The sequence below is a fragment of the Flavobacterium gyeonganense genome (genome assembly GCF_029625295.1).
GTDB lineage: Bacteria > Bacteroidota > Bacteroidia > Flavobacteriales > Flavobacteriaceae > Flavobacterium > Flavobacterium gyeonganense.
This window is the reverse complement of record NZ_CP121112.1, coordinates 3,951,552-3,971,936: the sequence shown is the minus strand read 5'-3', so window position 1 is coordinate 3,971,936 and position 20,385 is coordinate 3,951,552. Positions and strand designations below refer to the sequence as shown.

Below are 20,385 nucleotides of genomic sequence, written 5' to 3'. Positions count from 1 at the left end.
ATGAATTTAATACGTTTTGCACTCCGCAAACCCATCTCCATATTAGTATTGGTTGCGGGTCTATTTTTCTTCGGAATTGGTGCCATCAAAGACATTAAGGTAGATATTCTTCCGAAGATGAATTTGCCGGTAATTTATATTGCGCATCCTTTTGGAGGGTATACACCGGACCAGATGGAGGCTTATTTTGCCAAAAACTATGTAAACATTCTTCCTTTTGCCAATGGCGTAAAATCGGTAGAAACCAAGAATATTCAGGGGTTAATGATTATGAAATTAACCTATTATGAAAACACTAATATGGCGCAGGCTGCAGCCGAATTAAGTTCACTCTCGAACCGAATTCAGGCGGCATTTCCTCCGGGAACACAGCCTCCGTTTATCATTCGTTTTGATGCTTCTTCTTTGCCAATTGGACAATTGGTTTTAAGCAGTAAAATACGTTCTAACAACGAATTGCAGGATTTGGCGAATGTCTATGTTCGTGCCTCTTTTACTTCGATTCCAGGTTTATTATCTCCGGCTCCCTTTGGCGGAAGCCCAAGAACGGTAGAGGTTAACGTAGATCCTGATTTGTTGCGTTCACATAACCTGACACCCGATCAGATTGTGGAAGCGATTCGTGTGAACAACCAGACCGCTCCATCCGGAAACGTAAGAATTGGCGATATCAATTACATTTCGCCAACCAATAATACGATTAAGGAAATCAAGGATTTTGAGCAGATTCCGTTGTTTAAAGGCGGAGTTCAAAACCTGAAATTAGGTGATGTGGCAACCGTAAAGGACGGTGCCGATGTGACCAACGGATATGCTTTGGTAAACGGAAAACGTTCTGTTTATATCAGTATTGCAAAGGCCGGAGACGCTTCAACCTGGGATGTGGTTCAGAAATTAAAAGCCGAATTGCCTAAAATTCAGAGTACACTTCCCGAAGACGTACAATTATCATACGAATTTGACCAGTCGGTTTATGTCATCAACTCGGTTAAAAGTTTGATTACCGAAGGAATCATCGGAGCAGTCCTTACCGGATTAATGGTTTTACTATTCTTAAGTGATAGACGTGCGGCGTTAATCGTAATCCTGACCATTCCAATTTCGATTATTTCGGGCGTTTTATTCCTGAAATTATTCGGACAGACCATCAACTTAATGTCTTTGAGCGGACTCGCTTTGGCGATTGGAATTCTGGTGGATGAAAGTACCGTAACCATCGAAAACATTCACCAGCATCTCGATATGGGCAAACCAAAAGCACTCGCGATTTGGGATGCTTGTCAGGAAATTGCCTTGCCCAAATTATTGATCCTGCTTTGTATTCTGGCGGTTTTTGCACCTGCCTTTACAATGGTCGGAATTCCGGGAGCCTTGTTTTTGCCGTTGGCACTGGCGATTGGTTTTTCGATGGTAATTTCGTTTTTACTTTCTCAGACTTTTGTTCCTGTCATGGCAAACTGGTTAATGAAAGCGCATCCAAAACACGAACATACACCGGAAATCACAGACGATGAAGCCGAATTCAACGCTTGCGGATTGACGCCGGAATCTGAGAAACAACTGATCACTCAGAAAAAAGAGTATGTTGAAAGAACGGATACTGATGGCAACGGAAAAATAGGTGCTTTTGAGCGTTTCAGAATCCGATTTATGAGAACGCTGGACAGACTTTTTCCATACAAAAAAATAGCGGGTTTAACCTATTTAATCGGAATTACGGTTCTTGCTTTAGTCTTCTTAACCTTTATCGGAAAAGATGTTTTTCCGAAAGTAAATTCAAGTCAGTTTCAGCTGAGAATGCGTGCTCCTGACGGAACCCGTTTGGAACGCACAGAAGAAAAAGCCATTTTGGTATTGAAAGAATTAGAGAAAATGGTGGGCAAAGAACACATCGGAATTTCGTCTGTCTATGTTGGTCAGCACCCGTCGCTGTTCTCGATTAACCCGATTTATCTGTTTATGGCAGGTTCTCATGAAGCGGTTTTTCAGGTGAGTTTAAAAGAATATCATACCGATATGGATGATTTTAAAGATGACCTTCGGGCGAGAATCAAGAAAATCCTTCCGGATGTAAAAATCTCTTTCGAACCTATCGAATTGACAGATAAGGTTTTGAGTCAGGGCTCTCCTACTCCAATCGAAATTCGAATTGCCGGAAAAGACAAAAAACGAAATGAATTATATGCCAGTCAAATTGTAGAAAAACTACAGAAAATAGCGTATTTCAGAGATGTTCAGATTGGTCAGCCTATTCATTATCCGGCCATGAATATTGATATTGACAGAACCCGTGCTGCCGAATTAGGTGTTGATATGAACGATATTTCGCGTTCGCTGGTTGCTGCTACCTCATCATCCAGATATACGGAAAAAAATACGTGGATCGATGAAAAATCAGGTCTTTCGGTGAATGTTCAGGTTCAGGTGCCGTTGAACCAAATGAAAAGCAAAACTGATATTGGAGAAATTCCGGTATTAAAAAACTCGCTTCGTCCTGTTTTAAGCGACATCGCCAAAATTACACCCGGCTTTGTAAGCGGTGAAAATGACAATTTAGGGGCAATGCCATACATTACGGTTACAGCAAACATCAGTCAAACCGATTTGGGGACGGCGACTAAAGATGTGGCTGCAACAATCAGTTCATTAGGCGAATTACCACGTGGCTTGTTTGTCACGCCAATTGGACTGAGTAAAGTATTGGAAGAAACATTAAGTAGTTTACAAGTAGGGTTATTGGTTGCCATCTTTGTAATCTTCTTAATGTTGGCCGCTAATTTCCAGTCATTCAAGGTTTCTCTGGTGATTTTAACCACAGTTCCGGCGGTAGTTTTAGGAGCGTTATTAATGCTGACCATTACTGGTTCAACCCTAAACTTACAATCGTATATGGGGATCATCATGTCGGTTGGGGTTTCGATTGCGAATGCCGTTTTATTGGTTACCAATGCCGAACAATTGCGAAAAATAAACGGAAACGCCTTAGAGTCGGCTCGTGAAGCTGCGGCACTGCGTCTTCGTCCGATTATCATGACTTCGGTGGCGATGATTGCGGGAATGTTGCCTATGGCGATTGGGCACGGCGAAGGAGGCGATCAGGTTTCTCCGTTGGGTAGAGCCGTAATTGGCGGACTGTTATTTTCGACCTTTGCTGTATTATTGATTTTACCACTAATTTTTGCCTGGGCGCAGGAACATACCACGACACAATCTGTTTCTTTAGATCCTGAAGACGAAGAAAGCATCCATTATATCTCATCAATAAATCCAAAAAATGATAACTAAAATTATACAATCGACCGCATTATTTTTTGCAGCCGTATTTCTTCTAACTAGTTGTAATAATAAGAAAGAAGAAGTAGTTACGGCAGCCATCGAACCTAAAACAGAAACGTTTCTTTTAGAAAAAGAAAAACTAACTACCGAATTGCGTTTGCCAGCCGAATTAACCGGTTTTCAACAAGTGGATCTGTATGCTAAAGTGAGCAGTTTCGTAAAAACATTAAAAGTAGATATTGGTTCAAAAGTAACCAAAGGACAGCTTTTGATCGTTTTGGAAGCGCCGGAAATCAGTTCACAACTGGCGGCAGCCCAATCGAGATTAAAATCGATGGAAGCTATTTACGCGACCAGCAAAAGCACCTACAACCGTTTGTATGAAACGAGCAAGGTCGAAGGAACGATTTCTAAAAATGATCTGGAAATGGCCAGCGGAAAGAAAAACTCTGATTATGCCCAATATCAGGCAGCGGTTGCAGCGCATAAAGAAGTGTCAATCATGAGAGGTTATCTTGAAATCCGAGCTCCTTTTGATGGTGTTGTGGCATCCAGAAACGTGAATTTAGGAACTTTTGTGGGTCCTAGTTCAAGTTCGCCATTATTGACGATTCAGCAGCAAAACAAATTGCGTCTGGCGGTTTCAGTTCCCGAATTGTACACCGGATATTTACACAGTGGCGACGAAATGAGTTTTAACGTAAAATCATTGCCGGAAACTTTTAAAGCAACAATCACCAGAATGTCAGGTGCTTTAGATTTGAAACTGCGTTCTGAACGTGTCGAAATGGACGTTCACAACACCAAAGGAAATTTATTACCCGGAATGGTAGCCGAAGTGCTATTGCCGCTTAACGCAAAAGACAGCACCTTTGTAGTGCCAAAATCGGCTTTGGTGAGTTCTGCGGAAGGTTTGTTTGTGATTAAAGTACTGAACCACAAAGCCACAAGAGTAGATGTAAAAAAAGGAAGGGAAATCGAAGATAAAATCGAAATATTCGGTGATTTGAACCGCAAAGACAGACTGATAAAAATCGCCAGCGAAGAAATTAAGGAAGGCGATGTTATAAACGAATAACCTGTACTCATTTAATTAATTATTGATTTGTTCGAAAGTGCTGTAAGACTTAGGTTTTATGGCACTTTTTTTATTTAGGAGCTGTTTCCTGCTATCCGTTACAAACGAAGTTCACTGAACTCCGATTAAATGAATATAAAGTGAAGTAATCTTTTGTGCCTAACCCCGGCACAAAAGATTACTTCACTGCTATCAGGGCTAAGGTTTGGGTTTCATAAGGAATAAATCAGGTATAAGTACGTGGTTGTTTATAGCTCCAAAATGATATTTTTGGAAAGAATAATATGAAACAAAACTTCGAGTATACAGCCAAATTTAGGTAGATTGACGAATGTTAGTTTCATATATATAAGTTAGGCATCAGTTCTGCCGAACTGACTCAGACGGAAATAGTTTAATTTTAATCTTAACAATAAACAAAATGAGAAAAGTATTAGTAGCAAATGTTTCTTCAAAAGTGTCGAATGATACAAGTAATTCAGGTAAAAGAAATATTGAATTTGAATTAACCGAATTAAACCAACACTTGGCAGACGGTTGGGTGATTGAAAAATACGACATTGTGACCAACCAAATTGCATATAATTTTAGTATTGTTTATCAATTGGTTAAATAACTAAAATTATCAACCATTTCTTTGGTGGACTTGAAATATGAAACCAAAGAAAACGGTAAATTTTTACTGACTTAGAAATGTTATTTGTTCTGTAATCATTTTGAAATTTTGTGTGTTTTGAAAATATAATATTCAGTTTTAAAATATTTCCGACTTAAACGGTTTGAAAACTTTACCGAAAACTTTGTGGATAAACAACCGAATGTCTAACCGCCGTTATACAAAATGCAAAGATTTTGTGAAATTGCCGTTTCGCTTTGAAAATTTATAATTTAACAGGAAACACTTATTATAAGTTTCATTGCACCTCATGTAGCGGCTAACATTAGTCTTAATTTAAAAAAAACCGAATAAATATGCCATATACCGCAGATGAAAGAATAAATTTAAGCCCAAAAGTCTTAAGTGAATACATAATATCTTCACAACACAGACGTGTTGGTAATGCAAATAAGTGTGTTTGGACTATATCTTTTGAAGAAGAAGTAAATTGTTTTTCTAATTCATTTACTGAAAATTGGATTTCTAATTCAAAAGCTTGGGGATTAATTATAGAAAACGATTTCTTAAAAGTTATAGGATTGAACAATGATAAACAAGAATTAAAATTGGCTAAATTTGTTGATGCCAATAAAAATAATATTTGGCATGGTTATCCTGCAGATTATATGAATCGCGCTCAAGATATTCCTTTAGAAAATATTTTAAAAAAATGGGTAACTAAAAAGTATATTACAAAAGCGAAGATGAACAAAATTAGAAGAGGTATATCATGCAACCTGTAAAAATAAGTATCAAAGGAGATTATTACGACTGTCAAATATATCGCGGTAGACTATATCTATGGACTTTTGATGGAGCTCTAAAAGTATATAAATGGAATGAATTAGTTCAATCTTTCATCAAAAAAGAAACTGATAAAATCGCAATGACTTTTTGTTTTTTAGACGGTAATTATTTATACAAATCTTCTCTTATTGAATTATTTAAAGACCCAGACTTTAAAAGAATATTATTAAAAAAATTCAATAAAATTGAAAAATTATCACTTGAATTAACCGAAAAAGAACTTGAAAAATTCTTATTTGGAGAACAAGATACACCAACAGGAATTATACCAACTGACACTGAAATATATAGTAATAAATTATATTTTATACATGAAAAAGGACTATATTCGGGTTCTGCACATAGACCTAAAGGAGATAAATTTGCAGTTAGTTCTCGCCCAAAAAAATTTGGGATTGTAATTTAATGTCTATAAAAGCAAATAAATACCCACAGTTAGCTTTATCTGGTGGTGATGAAGGACTGTTCGAGTTAAATTTAGCAAATAGTTTGCCTAATAATTTAAAAAGAGTTGAAAAACAAAATCCTATTTATCAAATAAGTAAAAATCATTCTTCTTTTTCAAACTATTCATATTTAAACATTTACAATACTTCATTAGTAGAGAAATCGTTTTTAGCTCAATTTAAATGGAGTATCGAAAAAGGAAAAAATGATAGAGAAATTCCTATTCGGAATTTTGATAGTAATATAAATGACAAAGATATTTTTGAGATAAATAATGATAAACATTTTTTAAGTTGGGGTATAGAAGATAAAATTTACAAAGCCAGAAATGGTGGCTTTGATATTATAAAACTAAACTATTATGCAAATTTAGATAAAGGTGAAAAAAAATTCACTAAACTTGATTCAGTCAATCTACATGCATGGAAAGGTGAGGTAATAAGTGGTGGAACTGCATATTTTGGAAATATCGTTGAATGTGAAAATGCATTAGTCGTTATTCAAAGTAACGGAGAAAATTTAACTATTCCTGGACCAATAACTCGATGGAGAGTCTATCCAAGGTCTATGAATTATGAAAATCACCTTCATGTTATTTTAGATGACAAAATTGAAATTTATTCATTCAATCATGACTACTTTGTCAATCAATTTGAAAAAAGTATTGGCATTCAATTTAATCAAGAAAAACATAGAAGAATTATTAAAAAAAGTTACTTTGACGATACCGATGAAAGTCTATTTGACGATGGTGAAGACCTACCGTTTTAAAAAAATACAACTAACATCCCCGTCTGGTGCTCGTTTGCAACGAGTACCAGACGGGGGGATTTAGGGCTACGAGAAAATAGCTTCAAGAATAACTTCACGTTTACTTATTCTTATCAATTAACACTAAAATAAATATTATGGTAGAATTTAAACCTGGTGATACCGTTAGACTAAAGAGCGGTGGGCCACTAATGACAATAGATTATATAGAGCCTGAAAATGGATTAATTGCTTGTGAATGGTTTGACAAAAAAGCTTTAAAATCATCACATTTTAAAGCTACAAGTATTGAACATGATAATGATGATATTGATATTACATTTTTGTAGTAATTAAAATCATCATTAATCCCTACGCTCCCCCGCTCCCGCACGAATCTTTTCGTGTGGGCTTTTGAGTCCAGAGTGCGGAGAATTGCATTCTATTCTAAAAGAGAAAAGGAAAGATTAATATTATACTGAATATTTTTTTACCTTTGAAATTAAGACTTTTTAATGCAAATGGCTTTAAGCCTTCAGAAAATTGATATTATGGAACAAAAAATACATCAGGGAAGAAATGTAAAACGATTCAGGGAAATGTTGGGCATCAAACAGGAAGCATTAGCTTTTGATTTGGGTAACGACTGGAATCAGAAGAAAATTTCTTTGTTGGAGCAAAAAGATGTAATCGAAGATGATATGCTCAGACAAATCTCAAATGCATTGAAAATTCCTGTTGAAGCATTCCAGAATTTTGATGAGGAGCAAGCGGTAAATATTATATCTAATACTTTTACAAATAACGACAGTTCAACAGGAATAACTTATAATTTTCACCCAACTTTTAATCCAATAGATAAAGTCATTCAACTTTATGATGAAAAAATTGCTCTTTACGAACGTATGCTGAAAGAAAAAGAAGAGATGATGGCTAAGCTGGAAAGCTTATTAACAAATATAAATATTAAGTAATTTGAAAGTATTACTTTTTCATAGGATAAAAGGCTCAACCGTTTAGTTGAGCTTTTTTAATGGGCAAAAATGTAAAAAAAAGTAACGAACATCCCCGCTCCCGCACGAATCCTTTCGTGTGGGCTTTTGAAAACCAAATTTTCTTATACCTCAAAAAACATTCTAAATTTTACTATATCATCATAAAAGACTAAATTTCTTATCTAGTCCCGATGGGAGGGAAAATCCTTTTATTTTTTCCTTTAAAAAATAAAAGATTGGAAGGACAGCGGGACTAAAAGCTATTATGAGGACCAATTTTCTGCTTCTAAAAATAATGAAAACCTCTTTGGTGCTTATTTGCAACGAGTACAAAATGATAAAATTTAGATTTCAAAAGCCACACGAAAGGATTCGTGCGGGAGCGATGGGGAGCGATGAAAGGATTCGTGTGGGCTTTTGAAAACCAGAGTTTCTTATACCTCAAACATTCTAAATAAAACTACATCACCAATAAGACCTTTCTGTCCTGAATAATCAATAGCACTACTGTACACATAATCTTCAGGTTTATATACTAAGCCAGCTTCAACCGGATTATTATGCACATAGTCTATTTTTTGCTGAATTACTTTATTGCTCCACAACTCTATTGGTTTGTTATCATGACGCCAAAATTGGTAATGTTTTACATTTGAACTCTTTTGGGCTTCTTTTCTGAAAAAATCCAACAGAAATTCTTTTCGGCTTTCTCTTGGATTTTCCTGTATGCTTTTTACTATGGAATTACTGGTAAACCTTTTTAAGTCCCCCACTAATAACTCAGGTTTTTGTCCTTTTATACTACGAAAAACCAAATGCACATGATTACTCATAATACACCATGCATGAATTTCTAATCCTTTGTTTTTCTGACAATAGACAATGCTTTCAATAAACAAATCTTTATATTCATTTCGCGTAAATACATCTAACCAACCTACTACTGCAAAACTTATAAAATACAATCCTTCAGGATTATGAAATTTGTAATTTCTACTCATTGACAAAAAAATAAGATTATTCCGTAAATATATATTGTTGTTTTATATATGACAAACAATTAGTTATAATGTAATAAGAAAAATTAGGTTTCAAAAGCCCACACGAAAGGATTCGTGCGGGAGCTCGGGGATTCGTGCGGGAGCTCGGAACTTAGAAGAGAGCAGGAATTAAAAACTAGAAAACCTTCAAAACAATAAGAATTGAAGGCTTTATTTATGTCATATAAAATTTTTTAGACCAATATCAAAGTTCTAAAAGCAATCCGATTCATATTCTTTAATCAATTCAATTACACCTTCTTCACCATTAATTTTCAAAGTTTTATTTTCTACCTTTTCTAATATTTGTGGGCAATCAGTAATTTCACGGGTAATCACTTTTTTTGAAATGAGTCTGCTTAAACCCTTAGCTTCCATATAAGATGTTTTTCCATTATTAGGCCTTATAACTATAAAAAAATAAACTTTAGTATAACCAGAGCTTACCGCTTTTACCAGCTTTAGCTTATTAGAATACATTAAGAATCCAAATACTTTATCTTCGACATTAATAAATTCAACACGTTTATTATCTCTAATAAAATTAAATGATTTAAGCTCTGAAGGAAGAAATTCTTTCTTTTTATCTTTTGCATCGTAAACTACTAATTTATTCTGTAAATCAATAACCATACTATTTTCGAAGGTATAATCCGAATATATTTGATATTCTCTTATTGTATCATTATTTTTAGTAATAAGCTCAATTTTTACTTTTTGAGCTATTGATTGCATTGATAATAGAAAAATAAAAATTTTAAAATAAAGTTTATTCATAATTATATTTAGTTAATTTATATAGAGGTCAGAATTTATTGTCAAATATATGTAGAAACTACTATATTTTTAGTAAATTAAACAACATTATTCCTTTGAAAACCGATCGCGAAGTTACACAAAAATAATGCAGACTTACTTCGTAAGTTAGATCGAACGGATGAGAAGAACATTTTGACACCATGTAGTGTGACTTTCTAATTACAATTGTCCCCGCTCTCATAATTATACCCAACAAAAAAATGCAAGACCAAAATTGATCCTGCATTTTTGTAACCTGATAAACCTCATTAAAGATCTTTTTTACACTGTCTGACGCTCGTGTTTTCCTTCTTTAATTTCTTCCACCATTTTTTTATTAAAAGCGGGTAAATCATTAGGGTTTCGGCTGGTCACCAATCCGTTGTCTACGACTACTTCTGCGTCTTCCCATTGTGCTCCGGCATTTATTAAATCGTTTTTAACAGAGAAGAACGAAGTTACTTTTCGGCCTTGCAAAACATCAGCATCTACCAGAATCTGAGGCCCATGACAAATTGCCGCTACCGGTTTTTTACTTTCAAAAAAGGAACGTACAAAATGTACTGCTGCCTCTTCTCTTCTCAATAAATCGGGGTTTATAACACCTCCCGGAAGAACCAAAGCATCGTAATTGGCTTCATTTGCCTGATCTAATGTTACATCAACATCGTATTCGTTACTCCAGTTACCATCTTTCCATGATTTTATAGTTCCTGATTTTAAACTGATGATATCGGCATTCCAGCCCTGCTCTTCCAGATAAGCTTTAGGCGATGCTAATTCTGATTCTTCAAAACCGTTTGTGGCTAATATGGCTATATTCTTTTTCATAATTTTAAAATTTAATGTGTTATTAATTTGATTTATCTAAAATTACTTATTCGGTTAGCCAATCAAAAACAGACCATGTTAAACCTTTCTTTACTAAAAGTTAATTAATTACTATTCAGATCATTATTAAAAATTAAAGTGAAATTATATAAGATTGATCTCTATTTTATTTAGTAAAGGGTTATATGATTAAAGTTCGAACATAAGATATTTCGAAAACCGAATCTTGTTTTAAAGGCATCATTTCATTTTTCACATGCTTTTATAAAAGCAAATATCATTTGTAAGCAAATTTTCATATTTTTGAATTAAAATAACATACTGTAAATCAAACCAGTATTTTATTTATTCCATCAACTATTGCAAAACATACAAAGAATGAAAAATATACCAACATTGTATGAATGGGCAGGCGACATGAAGACTTTTGAAACTTTATTTTCGAAATTTTACGAAAAAGTACTGAATGACGAAATACTGGGCGAAGTCTTTAAAAACATGTCACCTGATCATGTTGAACACGTAGCACATTTTGTTGCTGAAGTTTTTGGCGGTGAAAAATTATATACGTCTAATGATGATGGCAGCCATGCAAAAATGATTGGAAAACATATTGGCAAAATGCTGACAGAAGAAATGAGACAGCGCTGGGTTCATTTGCTTCTGCAAACTTCAGACGAAATTGGATTAAAAAGTGATCCTGAATTTCGTTCGGCTTTTGTTGGCTATATCGAATGGGGCACGCGTCTCGCAGTTATAAATTCTCAGCTGACAGAAAATCCAATAGACTCAAACGAACCTATGCCAAAATGGGACTGGGGTGCAACTGGCGGACCCTATATAAATTAAAAATATATCATTTATGACAATTGAATATATCCGATACAAGATTAGCGAAGAACAAAGACAGAAATTTATTGCTGCTTATAAGGACGCTTCGAAAGAATTAGATAATTCTGCTTTTTGCATTGCATATGAGCTTACAGAATGTGAAGAAGAATTGGGACAGTTTATTTTAAGAATCGAATGGACTTCAACAGAGGAACACCTTCAGGGATTTAGAAAAAGCGAACTCTTCCCTTTATTTTTCAGCAAAATAAAACCATACTTTGAAAATATTCTGGAAATGAGGCACTACAAAGTAACAGATGTTACAGGAAGAAAAAAATAAAATACGCTCCCTTACGAATCTTTGTATGAGCTTTTGAAATAAGATTCTAAACGTTTCAAGCTTTAGATCTCAACTAAACTAATGAAAGAAATTATTGAACTTTCGAATCAAACCATCATTATCGACAGAAATGATTTTCTGAAAGTAAAAGACAGCATTGACACTAATTTATATTATGTGGAAAGTGGAAGTCTGAGAATTTTTGTTTTAGACAATGATGAAGAGCAGACCATTCGGTTTGGCTACAAAGACAACATAATCGTTTCACTCGATTCTTTTTTAACCCAAAAACCTTCCGAACTGTCTATTCAGGCTATTAAAAAGACCGTTTTAAAAGTAATTACCAAACCACAAATTGAAAAATTTCTGGAAACTGAAACGAACAGAAATTTGTGGGTGAAGATTCTGGAAAACCTCGTGATTCAACAAATGGAGCGCGAAATAGATATCCTGACAAGTTCTCCAAAAGAAAGATACGAAAGGGTTTTAAAAAGGAGTCCACAGCTTTTTCAGCATATTCCAAACCGCCATATTGCCAATTACTTAAGGATGACTCCCGAAACTTTATCAAGATTAAAAAAATCTTGATTTCAATCAAGATTTATAAAAAATGCTTTCCTGAATTTTGCAGTAAAATTTTAAATTATGCAATCAGAAATATTAATTCACACACTTTTAGAACAGACAAAACGAATCATAAATCAGGCTGAAAAGCTACAAACCTATGATTTAGAAAAACTCATCTGGAGAGAAAATGAAACGTCCTGGAACATTTTGGAATGTCTGGAGCATTTGAATCTGTATGGCGACTTTTACCTTCCACAAATAGAACGCAAAATAAAAAATTCAGATACTAAAACTGATTTTGAGTTTAAAAGCGGACTTTTAGGGAATTACTTTTCAAAAACGATGCTGCCAAAAGAAAAATTGAATAAAATGAAAACGTTTAGAGACAAAAACCCTTTAAATACGAATCTTAACAAAACAGTCATCAGTAAATTTATTGATCAGCAAATTAAATTGTTAGATTTACTCAACCAATCTGGAAAAATAAGTCTGAACAAGGTAAAAATTCAGATTTCTATTTCAAGTCTGGTAAAATTAAAATTGGGTGATACTTTTCAATTCTACGTAAATCATATGATGAGACATTTGAACCAAATTGACAGAATTGAGGCTTCGATGAAAGATGCCAGATAAAAAAAGAATGTAAACAGATGATTTAAACGTGGAGAAACGGATCCAAAAATAATTAAAAGACTTCATGAACTTAATTTAGCAACTGAATGCGATTATGAGCTAATGGTATAAAACCGTATTTTCGTTTAGCAAACACTGACACAAGGTTGCAGAACGTTGATAGCACAAAACTCTTAAATAAACTAATTATGAAATTCACCATCTGTCTTTTTACTGTATTATTTGGATTCAGCTTCTTGGGCAATCAAAAATTGACAGTAAAACCGCTGCGATTATTGAAGAAGGAAAAATATTGTATAAATCAGAAATGGCCTCATGGTACGGAACCGATATTTTCATGGAAAAATATAGCGAAAAAGAAAAAATAGGCGGTTATCTCTCTTACACCCAAAATGAAACCTCAACCTGTATTTTCTATTCAAAAGATGAAAAGCCAAAAGTCTTAGGAACAATCAGCTTCGATACCGATTTTAAGGTTGAAACTGCAAAAACAGATTTTGGCCCAAAGGGAACTGACAGAAAGTGAGTTACATCTCTATAAAATAAGAACAGAAGCATTAAAAATTATCAACTCAGACACATTATACAAAAGATATAATAATACTAACCTTAATTTGATTCCTCTAATAACCAATAAGGAGAAAAAAGTATTTGTTTTAACTGGTCCAAAAAATAATGGTGTTATGATTTTTGGAAATGATTATTTATTGACATTTGACAACAACAGTAAATTAATAAAACAAAAACAATTGCATAAAAGTCTCATCCCAATAGAATTTGGCAGTAAAGATGAAATAGAAGCTACAATCCACAGCCATATCATAGACGATTTAATAACATCGACAGATATTTGTACGTTGATGTTATATGGAAAATTTGCAAAAATGAAAACTCATTATGTCATGTCAAAAAAGTATGTTTCTATCTGGGATTTCAAAAAAGAAACATTGACAGTAATGACACGGGAGGACTTTGAAAAAATCAAATAGCAAATTGATATTACATATGTTCTAAACTGTCACTAAATGGCAATTTATAAGAAAAAAAAACATAAACAACTGAACAACTAACACTTAACACTTTTTTTTATAATTTAGTTTCCTTTCAGCAAAATATTTTCAATTCCTCATGCATAAAGTGCTTGACAATGAAAAAAGTTTTTTAAAGAAACATCAACTAATTAAAAAAGGTAAATAATATGGAAGACTTATTGAAAACAATTTTAGGCAGTTCAATAGTAACCACAATTTTAACAAGTGCTATTGTCTATTATTTTCATAAAAAAACTGAAAGAAGCAATGCTGTAATAAAACATGAATTTGACAGAATCTCACAAATACACAACACCGACTTTGAATGGAGAAAAAAGACAACCGAACTACTTGGACAGGTTTATACACATTTAAACAGAACCCGCCTTGCATTCGAAAATACTTATTCCAGGCTAGAAAAATATGACGCGAAGTTCGAAGATGAAATAATGTACAATTCGAACAAAAAAATACGTGATATTCTTTTGGAAAATGGACATCATTTACCTCCGGAATTATTAGGCGAAGCGTCAAAACTAATAGAGCATTACGATGCCTGGCTAGTTAAATATCATCATTTAAGAAAGATGAACGAGGATAAAAATACCATTCATATTTATGTAGGCACTGACAGGTTTCCATTTCCTAAAAAAGCAGAAGGCATGTTTAAAGAAAAGTATGAAGAAATGTTTCAAAAAATCAGACAGCTATAGCATAACTATATCAAATTAAATAACAAAATAATATCCAATGTATGCTTACAGCAATTAGCCCAAAATTACCGATGCGCGATAAAACTGCCACCAGGGAATTTTACATCAACAAGCTAGGTTTCGAAGAATTTGGAAACGTTAATTTTGAGCATTATCTAATGCTGCAAAAAGATAGTATTGAAATTCATTTCTTTGAATTTAAAGAACTTGACCCCAAAGAAAATTATGGACAGGTCTATATCAGAACTGACAATATTGATACGTTTTATCAATCACTTCTAGATAATAAAACAGACATCCATCCAAACGGGCACTTGCAACTGAAACCTTGGGGACAAAAGGAATTTTCGATGCTTGATCCTGACAATAATCTGCTTACTTTTGGGCAGAGTACTCTTTAAAAACAACAACCAAATAAAATTACTATAATATCTGAAGATATAATCCACAAAGCTTATACTGCTTTTAATGAAAGAAATATAGACAATGCTTTAACTCAAGCTTAAAAAGAGAAAGTCTGTCAAAAAAATAATTAAATAACAAAGCCAACTCCTTAGGGTTGGCTTTGTTATATATTATGTATGGTTATCAAAAAAATAACTAATTTATTTCAGTTCCCTGATTTTAATACTTCTAAAACTTACTTCATTTCCATGGTCCTGAATTAAAATATGCCCTTCCGGAGCCTCTCCAAAGTTTGGCCATACTTTATATTTACTCATCGCAACCAAATCGCGGAAAGCCTGAGATCCTCGGTCATACTCTAAGACTTTAATACCATTAAGATAATGCTCTACATGGTTATTTGGATAAACAACAACGCGTGCAGTATTCCAATGGCCGGGCTGTTTGAAGAATCGTGCTGATTTTTCGGATTTAATGAGGTCGTACAACGAAGCAAGTGTTCTGTTTCCTTCACGCCCTAATTTTGCATCCGGATGTAACGTATCATCAAGCAATTGATATTCCAGACCTATAGCCGATCCGTTACTTTTTTCATTAAGTGTTACGAAGTACTTTATACCACTATTTGCCCCTTTCGTTAATTTAAAATCGACTGACAGATCAAATGCTTTGAACATTTCTTTGGTCACAATATCCCCTCCATTTATAGATTCGCCACCGGATGATGGCAATACTTTCAAAACACCGCCCTTTACTTCCCAGCCTTTTTCCGGAAAAGTAGTTTTGTGGGCACCCACCCAGCCTGATGTACTTTTTCCGTCAAATAACAATTTCCAGCCGCTTTCCTGCTCATAAGGAATAAGTTTATTGGGCATCAGGTTAACAACATATATCCCTTTTGGAAAAGGAAGTGGTTTTATATTTTTCGTCTGAATACGGATATTCTTCCAGCATATTTTAATCCCCGCATGTTCCGGTTTTCCAATAGAATGAACCTGCAAAGCAAGAAGCCCCTCATTAACAGATAAAGAATCAGCCAGATAAGCAACAGGCACATCATCTAACCAGGTCTTTACTGTATTGCCTATACACTCGATACGTATTTTATGAAAAACGTTCAGTGTAAAAAGCTGCTGTCCTGCAGGATTATAGGATCCCGGATACAGCCATTCTCTTCTTCCTTCATCATAAATTCCCCCACTCCATTTACGTGCTGAAGGATCTAATTCATATTGGTAACCATAAACACGTCCTTTTCCATTATTTGCCTTAGGGTCAAAATTACTTTTAAACTGTACACCTGAATTGGTATTTGCATCAGATAACATGGTTTCCATTTCTAATACAAAGTCTCCGGTAAATTTTTGATCGCTCACTAAAAATGAATTGGGTGATTTATCAACAGTTGTACCTACAATCATTCCATTCTCTACAGTGTAAGGTGCAGATCCGGTAACTTGTTTCCAGCCTTTGAGTGTTTTTCCGTCAAATAAGGATTTCCATTCTTTGTTTTGTGCAACACCATTGGCGGCAATACATAACAAAAAAATTATTGTGATTTTTTTCATAGTCGTTTTTGTTTATTCTTATGTAAGATTATATTCAGGCTTCCATTTTTCAATATCATCCTTATAAATTGCTTTATTCATCAGATGCACACAACAAGCTGTTTTAGCACCGGTTATGACATTTGAAACCGGTTTAGAATTGGTTGTAATCGTTTTATAAAACTCCTGTAGTGCATACCAGCTTCCATCTTTTGTTTTTTCTTTAAGAATGGGAGTACCACCCTCTTTGTTCCATTCAATTTTTGAGGCACCGGTAACGCCATCAACTGTTTCAAGTTCTTTTCTGGTTTGCTTCTCAGGAAAAAACAGCCCTTCGTCCATAAGCAGCTCTATGGTTCCTTTTGTTCCTTTTAGCTTAAAAAGATATCCGTCTTTTTCATTCGCACAGGTAGCACCAAAATTTCCGATCATTCCTTCCTTCTTATAACGGAGAATAGTTTGTATGTTGTCGAAAGTTTCTCTTCCATCCTTGTAATAATCAATGCCCCCTGTTCCGTAAATTTCATCCGGATGGGTATCAAAAGCCCAATTGATAAAATCTACCTGATGTGATAATAACTCAGCCGGCAAACCTCCTGAATATTCTTTGTACATGCGCCAGTTTACCTGCTTATCCGTATAGCCGGCAGGTACAGGTCTGCGCCAATTTGCATTCCGGTCCCATCGGCAATCAATTTGTGTTACTTTACCAAGGTAACCGTTGTCAATCATCTGCTTCACTTTGAAATATAGTGGAGTGTATCGATATTGATGTCCAACCTGCAAAATTTGATTGGGATGCTGCTGCGCCAATTTAACCAAAGCAAGCGCCTGATCTGCATTGTAGGTCATTGTTTTTTCCAGATATACATGCTTTCCTGCCTGAATGGCTGCTGCTGCAATTTCATAATGATTGTGTAGAGGTGTAGCAATAATTACAGCATCAATATTCTTATCATCCAGTAGCTTGCGATAGTCTTTTTCGTACCGGATAGTATTCTGTATATCCAGCCTCTTTGCCTGATCGAGACGGAAAGGCAACACATCACAAACGGCTTTTAACTGAAATTCTTCCCGCATGCTGTTAATGACACTTCCGAGCCCTTTACCTCTGTCGCCACAGCCAATTATTCCAACTGAAATTATTTTTGCCGTTTCAGTAAAAGAATAAGCATGCAGCATTTGCTGATGCAATAACATTCCAGCGGTAAATAATCCCGATTGGCGAATAAAATCCCTGCGTTTCATAAATAAAAATTACACTTTATAATATTCTTCCCATCCTTTACGTGGCGGAGGCCCGATTAACAATTGATTGGCCTTTTTACTACTTGTGATCACTTTTTTTGTTCTGTCAAAAACAATTTTTTCACCAGTCCATTGAGCAAGAACGCCAAGACAAAATACCTGACTTAACGGACCTGCAATTGCAAAAGGCGAACGTGTTCCTTCTTCTCCTTTACATGCTTTGAGGAAATTAGCAAAGTGATTAGACGGACTTATAGGGACAGTAGGCAATTTAGAAACCATTTCCTTTGCTTTTTCTTCAGGTATAATCGACAATTTACTGCCATGAGATCCTCCTTTGAAGGTGAGTTCCTTGCTGTAAATAATTTTGCCCGGATTAAGTTTTGCAGGTTCAATGGCACCTGTACTTGGAGGCGGTATATTGGGATCAAGCCCTTGTACACCGTATCCTTCAGGTATTGGAGGAAAATTATCTACTCCATCATACCATTTTATTTCTACTGGTGGCATATCACCACGTTTTGGAAATTTGAAAGAAAGCGTAGTCGACATAGGATAAAAGAAATTATTATGTCCGTCTAATTTCAAAGGATCAACTTCGTATGGAAGTCCGAGATCCAGAAACTGATGCGCTGTATCCAGAATATGTGCACCCCAGTCGCCTAGAGCTCCCATTCCAAAGTCATACCAGCAGCGCCATTGTCCGTTGATAAAATCTTTGTTAAAATCATGACCCTTTGTCTGTGCCTGCCAAAGGTCCCAGTCGAGGGTTGGCGGAATAGGTTCAGCTGGCGGGAAAGAAGTAATTTTTGGATCCCATTTGTGCCAGCGTCTTGGTGAATTCATATGTGAGGTAATAGCGGTAACATCTTTAATGATCCCAGCCTCTTTCCATGCTTTAAACTGAAAATAATTTTCTTCTGAATGTCCCTGATTTCCCATTTGTGTAACCACTTTTGGGTGCTTTGCAGCAGCCTTCATCATCAGTTCTACTTCGTTAAAAGTACGTGCCATAGGTTTTTCTACATATACGTGTTTTCCTAAACCAATTGCCATCATCGTAATAGGAAAATGAGAAAAATCGGGAGTTCCAATAGACACAGCCTCAATTTTATTACCCATTTTATCAAACATCTGCCTAAAATCCTTAAATCTTGGAACATCAGGAAACATTTTTAGTATCTCCAATGTATGCGGTGCTTCCAAATCCACATCACAAAGTGCTACAATATTAGCTAATCCTGTAGCGTATAATGCTTTAATAATTTCTGCACCACGGTTACCGATACCAACACAGGCAAGGTTGACTTTATCAACACTGGCAAAAGCCTTTCCTGCAGCCATTACCAAATCAGGTGTCGCAACAGCAACAGATGCTAATAAGGCATCCCTTAAAAATTTCCTTCTTGAATAATCATCATTAAACATATGTATAAATTATTGAATTAAAAAATTGTTCCGCTTAAATATAAGGAATTAATACTTTTGAAAGGATATCCTTAAAATTATTTCACAAAACAAACTAAAACGTTAAATTACTTTTATTGCATGTTTCATTTCAATAATTGCTGATCTGTACAAAATAAATAATACTTTTAAGCTTTAAAATTTAAAATGAAAAAGAAAAAGAAAAAATACCTCCTGCCCGTCATTACCTTTCTACTTAGCTTTTGTTGTGCACTGTATGTAACGCTTCAGGTTTTTCCAAACAATCCGTTTTTGGCAGCCAAAACAAAAGGAGAAACAAGTTTGCCTGAGAAAATTCAGGATGGCGATATTATCTTTCAAACTTCTGAATCTCCCCAGTGTGAGGCAGTACGAATTGCAACCAATTCGAAGTTTTCGCATTGCGGAATTATTTATGAAATTAACGGAAACTTGTTTGTTTTTGAAGCTGTTCAGCCCGTAAAACTAACTCGTCTGGAAGATTGGATTGCGCATGGAAGGGATAAAAATTATGTGGTAAAAAGATTAAAAAATGCTGCTCAAATATTGACTCCGGATACGCTTCAAAAAATGAAAGACTACAGCCAGCAATTTATGGGCAAAGAATACGATGCTTTTTTTGAATGGACCGACACCAGAATCTATTGTTCAGAATTAGTATGGAAAATCTATAAAAACGGGGCTAATATTGAGTTGTCGAAACTAATGGAACTAAAAGATTTCAATCTAACAGATGAAAGGGTTAAAAAAATTCTAAAAGAAAGATATGGTAATGATATTCCGCTGGAAGAAAAAGTGGTTTCGCCATCTAATCTGGCAGATTCTGATTTATTGGTAACGGTGGTTGATACTTATTAAATCATAAATATTTTTTAACCAAAATTTTTCAAGAAAAGAAAAAACATAAAACTCTTAATTGCTTTAAAAACCTAAATAACAACACA

At 34.8% G+C, this 20,385-nt stretch carries 23 protein-coding genes; 17 read left to right on the top strand and 6 right to left on the bottom strand.

The features are described 5' to 3' along the window. The 8 genes from P5P89_RS17160 to P5P89_RS17125 all read left to right on the top strand — a co-directional run bounded on the left by P5P89_RS17160 (nucleotide 1) and on the right by P5P89_RS17125 (nucleotide 7,990). Complete coding sequence (locus tag P5P89_RS17160; RefSeq protein WP_278009415.1) at nucleotides 1-3,285, top strand: efflux RND transporter permease subunit; 3,285 nt, start codon at nucleotides 1-3, stop codon at nucleotides 3,283-3,285. Then, entirely contained in the window at nucleotides 3,275-4,354 is a 1,080-nt protein-coding gene (locus P5P89_RS17155; protein WP_278009414.1) for an efflux RND transporter periplasmic adaptor subunit, read from the top strand. The genes P5P89_RS17160 and P5P89_RS17155 overlap by 11 nt, the downstream gene beginning before the upstream one ends. 421 nt (nucleotides 4,355-4,775) lie before the next feature. After that, a complete protein-coding gene (locus P5P89_RS17150; RefSeq protein WP_278009413.1) occupies nucleotides 4,776-4,970 on the top strand; it encodes a hypothetical protein in 195 nt (64 codons plus the stop codon). Nucleotides 4,971-5,326: 356 nt separating this feature from the next. After that, a complete protein-coding gene (locus tag P5P89_RS17145) occupies nucleotides 5,327-5,755 on the top strand; it encodes a hypothetical protein (protein ID WP_278009412.1) in 429 nt (142 codons plus the stop codon). Further along, nucleotides 5,743-6,225 (top strand): hypothetical protein, encoded by a 483-nt coding sequence (locus P5P89_RS17140; RefSeq protein WP_278009411.1) that lies wholly within the window; start codon nucleotides 5,743-5,745, stop codon nucleotides 6,223-6,225. The genes P5P89_RS17145 and P5P89_RS17140 overlap by 13 nt, the downstream gene beginning before the upstream one ends. Further along, on the top strand, nucleotides 6,225-7,037 hold the full coding sequence (locus P5P89_RS17135) for a hypothetical protein (RefSeq protein ID WP_278009410.1): 813 nt from the start codon (nucleotides 6,225-6,227) through the stop codon (nucleotides 7,035-7,037). Before P5P89_RS17140 ends, P5P89_RS17135 begins: the two co-directional genes overlap by 1 nt. 137 nt (nucleotides 7,038-7,174) lie before the next feature. Next, nucleotides 7,175-7,366 carry a YodC family protein gene (locus tag P5P89_RS17130; RefSeq protein ID WP_278009409.1) on the top strand — a complete coding sequence of 64 codons (192 nt, stop codon included), beginning with the start codon at nucleotides 7,175-7,177 and terminating at the stop codon, nucleotides 7,364-7,366. A gap of 201 nt (nucleotides 7,367-7,567) precedes the next feature. Continuing rightward, nucleotides 7,568-7,990 carry a helix-turn-helix domain-containing protein gene (locus P5P89_RS17125; protein WP_278009408.1) on the top strand — a complete coding sequence of 141 codons (423 nt, stop codon included), beginning with the start codon at nucleotides 7,568-7,570 and terminating at the stop codon, nucleotides 7,988-7,990. 455 nt (nucleotides 7,991-8,445) lie between these two features. Here P5P89_RS17125 and P5P89_RS17120 read toward each other — a convergent pair whose 3' ends face one another. The 3 genes from P5P89_RS17120 to P5P89_RS17110 form a co-directional block, all read right to left on the bottom strand. Next, nucleotides 8,446-9,012, bottom strand: coding sequence for an REP-associated tyrosine transposase (locus P5P89_RS17120; protein ID WP_278009407.1), 567 nt, complete (start codon nucleotides 9,010-9,012; stop codon nucleotides 8,446-8,448). A 252-nt stretch (nucleotides 9,013-9,264) separates the two neighbouring features. Next, nucleotides 9,265-9,828 (bottom strand): hypothetical protein, encoded by a 564-nt coding sequence (locus tag P5P89_RS17115; protein ID WP_278009406.1) that lies wholly within the window; start codon nucleotides 9,826-9,828, stop codon nucleotides 9,265-9,267. 303 nt (nucleotides 9,829-10,131) lie between these two features. Then, complete coding sequence (locus P5P89_RS17110) at nucleotides 10,132-10,680, bottom strand: type 1 glutamine amidotransferase domain-containing protein (RefSeq protein WP_278009405.1); 549 nt, start codon at nucleotides 10,678-10,680, stop codon at nucleotides 10,132-10,134. A gap of 378 nt (nucleotides 10,681-11,058) precedes the next feature. On the opposite strand from P5P89_RS17110, the gene P5P89_RS17105 reads away from it, so the two are divergent. The 8 genes from P5P89_RS17105 to P5P89_RS17070 all read left to right on the top strand — a co-directional run bounded on the left by P5P89_RS17105 (nucleotide 11,059) and on the right by P5P89_RS17070 (nucleotide 15,196). Next, nucleotides 11,059-11,529: a group II truncated hemoglobin gene (locus P5P89_RS17105; RefSeq protein WP_278009404.1), complete on the top strand. Its 471-nt coding sequence runs from the start codon at nucleotides 11,059-11,061 to the stop codon at nucleotides 11,527-11,529. A 13-nt stretch (nucleotides 11,530-11,542) separates the two neighbouring features. After that, nucleotides 11,543-11,851, top strand: coding sequence for a putative quinol monooxygenase (locus P5P89_RS17100; protein ID WP_278009403.1), 309 nt, complete (start codon nucleotides 11,543-11,545; stop codon nucleotides 11,849-11,851). 81 nt (nucleotides 11,852-11,932) lie between these two features. Next, nucleotides 11,933-12,439 (top strand): Crp/Fnr family transcriptional regulator, encoded by a 507-nt coding sequence (locus P5P89_RS17095; RefSeq protein ID WP_278009402.1) that lies wholly within the window; start codon nucleotides 11,933-11,935, stop codon nucleotides 12,437-12,439. A gap of 57 nt (nucleotides 12,440-12,496) precedes the next feature. Beyond that, complete coding sequence (locus tag P5P89_RS17090; RefSeq protein ID WP_278009401.1) at nucleotides 12,497-13,051, top strand: DinB family protein; 555 nt, start codon at nucleotides 12,497-12,499, stop codon at nucleotides 13,049-13,051. A 292-nt stretch (nucleotides 13,052-13,343) separates the two neighbouring features. After that, a complete protein-coding gene (locus P5P89_RS17085) occupies nucleotides 13,344-13,577 on the top strand; it encodes a hypothetical protein (protein WP_278009400.1) in 234 nt (77 codons plus the stop codon). Nucleotides 13,578-13,665: 88 nt separating this feature from the next. Beyond that, nucleotides 13,666-14,040 (top strand): hypothetical protein, encoded by a 375-nt coding sequence (locus tag P5P89_RS17080; RefSeq protein WP_278009399.1) that lies wholly within the window; start codon nucleotides 13,666-13,668, stop codon nucleotides 14,038-14,040. A 209-nt stretch (nucleotides 14,041-14,249) separates the two neighbouring features. Beyond that, nucleotides 14,250-14,795 (top strand): hypothetical protein, encoded by a 546-nt coding sequence (locus tag P5P89_RS17075; RefSeq protein ID WP_278009398.1) that lies wholly within the window; start codon nucleotides 14,250-14,252, stop codon nucleotides 14,793-14,795. Between the two features lie 41 nt (nucleotides 14,796-14,836). Further along, on the top strand, nucleotides 14,837-15,196 hold the full coding sequence (locus P5P89_RS17070; RefSeq protein ID WP_278009397.1) for a bleomycin resistance protein: 360 nt from the start codon (nucleotides 14,837-14,839) through the stop codon (nucleotides 15,194-15,196). Between the two features lie 204 nt (nucleotides 15,197-15,400). On the opposite strand, the gene P5P89_RS17065 is transcribed toward P5P89_RS17070, so the two are convergent. Genes P5P89_RS17065 through P5P89_RS17055 form a run of 3 tightly spaced genes read right to left on the bottom strand, consistent with a single transcriptional unit; the run spans nucleotide 15,401 to nucleotide 19,423 of the window. Then, a complete protein-coding gene (locus P5P89_RS17065; RefSeq protein ID WP_278009396.1) occupies nucleotides 15,401-16,768 on the bottom strand; it encodes a 3-keto-disaccharide hydrolase in 1,368 nt (455 codons plus the stop codon). Between the two features lie 18 nt (nucleotides 16,769-16,786). Then, the gene (locus P5P89_RS17060) at nucleotides 16,787-17,995 is read right to left on the bottom strand and encodes a Gfo/Idh/MocA family protein (RefSeq protein ID WP_278009395.1); all 1,209 of its coding nucleotides are present in this window, start codon (nucleotides 17,993-17,995) and stop codon (nucleotides 16,787-16,789) included. A 9-nt stretch (nucleotides 17,996-18,004) separates the two neighbouring features. Continuing rightward, nucleotides 18,005-19,423, bottom strand: coding sequence for a Gfo/Idh/MocA family protein (locus P5P89_RS17055; RefSeq protein WP_278009394.1), 1,419 nt, complete (start codon nucleotides 19,421-19,423; stop codon nucleotides 18,005-18,007). Nucleotides 19,424-19,609: 186 nt separating this feature from the next. Here P5P89_RS17055 and P5P89_RS17050 point away from each other — a divergent pair, with 186 nt between their 5' ends. Further along, nucleotides 19,610-20,299 (top strand): YiiX family permuted papain-like enzyme, encoded by a 690-nt coding sequence (locus P5P89_RS17050; RefSeq protein ID WP_278009393.1) that lies wholly within the window; start codon nucleotides 19,610-19,612, stop codon nucleotides 20,297-20,299. The last annotated feature ends 86 nt before the right edge of the window (nucleotides 20,300-20,385 follow it).

Excerpts from the sequence above, each read along its gene's own strand:
- P5P89_RS17055 (WP_278009394.1), bottom strand. The coding sequence starts at position 19,423 with ATGTTTAATGATGATTATTCAAGAAGGAAATTTTTAAGGGATGCCTTA.
- P5P89_RS17155 (WP_278009414.1), top strand. The coding sequence starts at position 3,275 with ATGATAACTAAAATTATACAATCGACCGCATTATTTTTTGCAGCCGTA.
- P5P89_RS17150 (WP_278009413.1), top strand. The coding sequence starts at position 4,776 with ATGAGAAAAGTATTAGTAGCAAATGTTTCTTCAAAAGTGTCGAATGAT.
- P5P89_RS17095 (WP_278009402.1), top strand. The coding sequence starts at position 11,933 with ATGAAAGAAATTATTGAACTTTCGAATCAAACCATCATTATCGACAGA.
- P5P89_RS17090 (WP_278009401.1), top strand. The coding sequence starts at position 12,497 with ATGCAATCAGAAATATTAATTCACACACTTTTAGAACAGACAAAACGA.
- P5P89_RS17110 (WP_278009405.1), bottom strand. The coding sequence starts at position 10,680 with ATGAAAAAGAATATAGCCATATTAGCCACAAACGGTTTTGAAGAATCA.
- P5P89_RS17120 (WP_278009407.1), bottom strand. The coding sequence starts at position 9,012 with ATGAGTAGAAATTACAAATTTCATAATCCTGAAGGATTGTATTTTATA.
- P5P89_RS17130 (WP_278009409.1), top strand. The coding sequence starts at position 7,175 with ATGGTAGAATTTAAACCTGGTGATACCGTTAGACTAAAGAGCGGTGGG.
- P5P89_RS17105 (WP_278009404.1), top strand. The coding sequence starts at position 11,059 with ATGAAAAATATACCAACATTGTATGAATGGGCAGGCGACATGAAGACT.
- P5P89_RS17160 (WP_278009415.1), top strand. The coding sequence starts at position 1 with ATGAATTTAATACGTTTTGCACTCCGCAAACCCATCTCCATATTAGTA.
- P5P89_RS17070 (WP_278009397.1), top strand. The coding sequence starts at position 14,837 with ATGCTTACAGCAATTAGCCCAAAATTACCGATGCGCGATAAAACTGCC.
- P5P89_RS17050 (WP_278009393.1), top strand. The coding sequence starts at position 19,610 with ATGAAAAAGAAAAAGAAAAAATACCTCCTGCCCGTCATTACCTTTCTA.
- P5P89_RS17065 (WP_278009396.1), bottom strand. The coding sequence starts at position 16,768 with ATGAAAAAAATCACAATAATTTTTTTGTTATGTATTGCCGCCAATGGT.
- P5P89_RS17075 (WP_278009398.1), top strand. The coding sequence starts at position 14,250 with ATGGAAGACTTATTGAAAACAATTTTAGGCAGTTCAATAGTAACCACA.
- P5P89_RS17125 (WP_278009408.1), top strand. The coding sequence starts at position 7,568 with ATGGAACAAAAAATACATCAGGGAAGAAATGTAAAACGATTCAGGGAA.
- P5P89_RS17100 (WP_278009403.1), top strand. The coding sequence starts at position 11,543 with ATGACAATTGAATATATCCGATACAAGATTAGCGAAGAACAAAGACAG.
- P5P89_RS17135 (WP_278009410.1), top strand. The coding sequence starts at position 6,225 with ATGTCTATAAAAGCAAATAAATACCCACAGTTAGCTTTATCTGGTGGT.
- P5P89_RS17145 (WP_278009412.1), top strand. The coding sequence starts at position 5,327 with ATGCCATATACCGCAGATGAAAGAATAAATTTAAGCCCAAAAGTCTTA.
- P5P89_RS17060 (WP_278009395.1), bottom strand. The coding sequence starts at position 17,995 with ATGAAACGCAGGGATTTTATTCGCCAATCGGGATTATTTACCGCTGGA.
- P5P89_RS17140 (WP_278009411.1), top strand. The coding sequence starts at position 5,743 with ATGCAACCTGTAAAAATAAGTATCAAAGGAGATTATTACGACTGTCAA.
- P5P89_RS17115 (WP_278009406.1), bottom strand. The coding sequence starts at position 9,828 with ATGAATAAACTTTATTTTAAAATTTTTATTTTTCTATTATCAATGCAA.